A 2,812-nucleotide genomic window follows, 5' to 3' on the forward strand; every position below is an offset into this window, starting at 1 on the left:
GGGGACGGGGAGGTGGGAGGAGCGGGTGATGCGGATGGAGTGGATGCAGTGGATGCAGTGGATGGAGCGGATGAGCCCTGGGGCATGGCCGAATCTCCTGTCCTGGACTGTGACCTGACCATGCCTACCCGTCCTTGTCGGGCTGAAGAGCCGAATCCGGTCGTGCTTGCGCAAAAGTGAGTGGTATCAGTGCCAAATTGCGACCGATGATGGCCCGATGAGCAGCAGATTGCGCGAGATCGCGCGGGAGAACGCGACGATCCTGGCGTCCGGCGGCTACCGGACGCGGACGGGACGGCATGTCTCCCTGGCCGCCGCCCTGGCGGAAGCCAGGGCGGGGACCAGAATATATGGGCCGAACCAGGTCATTCCAGACGGACAACTACCCGCCAGGGGGCACCACACGGCCATCGAGGTGACGGGTGAGAGCAGCACCGTCGCAGCCCGTAGGCTCGCCGAGGACGCCCCCGGCCCCGGCACGGTGGCCGTCCTGAACTTCGCCTCGGCCCGGAATCCCGGGGGTGGCTACGTCCGCGGAGCCAAGGCGCAGGAGGAGGCCCTGTGCCGGGCGTCCGCCCTGTACGAGACGCTGCTCCAGGCCCCTGAGTACTACGGGATCCACCGCGCGGAACGCAGCACCTTCTACACCGACCGGGTGATTCACTCGCCCGGGGTACCCGTCTTCCGTGACGACCGCGGCGAACTGCTGGAGGAGCCCTTCCGGGCCGGCTTCCTCACCTCACCCGCCCCGAACGCCGGCACGATCCGCCGCCAGGAGCCGGAGCGCGCCGCCGAGATCCCGGCCGCCCTGGCCCGGCGTGCGGAGCGCGTCCTGGAAACGGCGGCCCTGCACGGCTACGCGCGGCTGGTGCTGGGCGCATGGGGCTGCGGGGTGTTCCGCAACGATCCGGCGGAGGTGGCGGAAGCCTTCCGGGGGCTCCTGGCGGGCCGGTTCGCCGGAATCTTCGAACGGGTGGTCTTCGCCGTCCTGGACCGCGACCCGGCGCCGCGGGAGGCCTTCGAGCGGGCCTTCACGGGCGGGGGTGCGGTACCGGCCGGTGGCGAGGGCGAGGGCGAGGGCATGGGGATGGACGCGGCGAGGACGAGTACGCCGTAGCCCCTGCTGCCGGCGGTCTGCAGGGCGGTGGCCGGGGCCGGCGGCGCTCGGCGACGAGTTCGGCGAACCGCCGCGTACCGCTGCCCGCCCGCGCCCCCTGGCCTCCGCCTCAGACCGAGCCCCCCGGCCACAGGCGCTGCCACTGCTCCTCCGACTCCAGTTGGGCGGCCAGGCTCAGGAGGAGGGGCTCCGAGGACTCCGGACCCAGGAGTTGGGCTCCGACCGGCAGGGCCGAGCCCGTGAATCCCGCCGGGACGTTCACCCCGGGCCAGCCCAAGACGTTCCACGTCCAGGCGTACGGACAGGCGGCGATCATCGCCCGGTCCGTGGCCATCGCGCTCAGCCCGGCCAGGGCCCCGATCCGCAGCGGTGGTGTGGCCGTGGTGGGGGTCAGGATCACGTCGAACCGGCCGAAGACCTCGCCGATCCGCCACCGCAGGTACGACTCCGCCCGCCGCGACACGCGCAGCGGCAGTCCGCCCAGGATCCGGCCCGTGCGCATCGCCCCGTGCGTGCGGGGGTCCAGCAGCCCCGTGTCGGGGACACGGGAGGCCCAGTCCCGTACGCCCCTGGTCGCCCGGGGGACGAAGGTCAGGCCGATCTGGCCGTACCGCGGGTCCTCCGGGACGACCTCGTGGCCCAGGGACTCCAGCCGCCCGGCGAGTCGCTCCACCGCCGAACGGATCTCCGGATCGAGGGACTTCGGGGTGGCCGTGAAGGCCATCTCGAACGACAGGGCGATCCGCAGCCGCCGCGGGGTGCGGCGGGCGGCCTCGACCGCAGGGATCCGGGCCGGGCGGTGCCGGTCGCCGGGATGCGGGCCGCTGGCCGCGTCGAGGAGCAGGGCGGCGTCGGCGACCGTGCGGGCCAGTACGCCGTTCACGGTGAGCCCGTGGAAGGACTCCGGCTCCGGCCAGGTGGAGATCCGGCCGCGCTGCGGTTTCACCCCGACGAGGTGCGTCCAGGCCGCCGGGATCCGTACCGACCCCGCCCCGTCGGAGCCGAGTGCCGCCGGGACCAGGCCCGCGGCGACGGCGGCCGCCGAACCGCCGGAGGAGCCGCCGGGGGTGTGGTCCGGGTTCCAGGGGTTGCGGGTCGCACCGAAGGCGTGCCCCTCGGTGAACGGCCACTGCCCCAGCTCGGGGGTGTGGGTCTTGCCCACGATGACCGCGCCGGCCGCGCGCAGCCTGCGCACCGCCTCGGCGTCGGCGGCCTTCGGCGGGAAGTCCCCGGCGCAGCCGAACGCGGTCGGCTCCCCGGCCACGTCCATGTCGTCCTTGACGGCCACCGGCACGCCGAGCAGCGGCAGCCGCTCGCCGGCGGCCAGCCGCCGGTCCGCGGCGTCCGCCTCGGCCGGCGCGGCCTCGGCACGGACGACGCGGAAGGCGTTCAGGCGGGGCTGGGCAGCGGCGATCCGCTCCAGCGCCCGCTCGGTCAAGTCCCTTGAGGACACGCGGCCTTCGGCCAGATCCTGTGCCATGGCCGCCAGGCCGGCGGTCGGTGCCTGCGTATCCGATGAGACGGCCACGGCCTCTCAACCCCTCCCCGTTACCGAACAGTAGAACCGACGGTAACGCCATGGGTCGGGGATTCCCCAGACCCATCCCTCCAGCGACGCCGGAATCCCGCGAACTCGTCGCGAATGCCGTGCTTGCCGGGCTCCGGTTGCCACGAGCCGGGGCGCCGGTCGCCAAC

2 protein-coding genes are annotated in these 2,812 nt (G+C 73.6%); one reads left to right on the plus strand and one right to left on the minus strand.

All coding sequences use genetic code 11. From position 1 onward, the window contains the following. The first annotated feature begins 217 nt into the window (after nucleotides 1-217). Nucleotides 218-1,117 (plus strand): TIGR02452 family protein, encoded by a 900-nt coding sequence (locus HYE82_RS35650; RefSeq protein WP_179178375.1) that lies wholly within the window; start codon nucleotides 218-220, stop codon nucleotides 1,115-1,117. A 109-nt stretch (nucleotides 1,118-1,226) separates the two neighbouring features. Here HYE82_RS35650 and HYE82_RS35655 read toward each other — a convergent pair whose 3' ends face one another. Further along, a complete protein-coding gene (locus HYE82_RS35655; protein ID WP_309144563.1) occupies nucleotides 1,227-2,645 on the minus strand; it encodes an amidase in 1,419 nt (472 codons plus the stop codon). Between the last annotated feature and the right edge of the window lie 167 nt (nucleotides 2,646-2,812).

The sequence above is a fragment of the Streptomyces sp. BR123 genome (genome assembly GCF_013401435.1).
In the GTDB taxonomy this organism is placed as follows: domain Bacteria; phylum Actinomycetota; class Actinomycetes; order Streptomycetales; family Streptomycetaceae; genus Streptomyces.